Source organism: Shewanella sp. SG41-3, assembly GCF_014164545.1.
Lineage (GTDB): Bacteria > Pseudomonadota > Gammaproteobacteria > Enterobacterales > Shewanellaceae > Shewanella > Shewanella vesiculosa.
Window position 1 is genome coordinate 1 of the sequence record NZ_JACJFJ010000041.1, and the last position, 272, is coordinate 272.

Annotated in this window: 1 tRNA gene; it reads right to left on the reverse strand. The window is 43.4% G+C overall.

Going from position 1 to position 272, the window contains the following annotated elements:
* Positions 1-5: 5 nt before the first annotated feature.
* Positions 6-81, reverse strand: a tRNA-Lys gene (locus H5164_RS19880).
* Positions 82-272: the final 191 nt, after the last annotated feature.

Sequence of the window (272 nt, forward strand, 5' to 3'; positions counted from 1 at the left end):
AAAAGTGGTGGGTCGTGAAGGATTCGAACCTTCGACCAATTGGTTAAAAGCCAACTGCTCTACCAACTGAGCTAACGACCCATCTTGGTTTTGCAAGAACATCTATTCTTACTGGGGAAAAAGCCCACTGTCTCTGTTTCAAGACCAACTAAGCTAACGACCCATCTTGGTGTAACATTTAAATTGTTTAGCCACGATTTAAAAAGTGGTGGGTCGTGAAGGATTCGAACCTTCGACCAATTGGTTAAAAGCCAACTGCTCTACCAACTGAG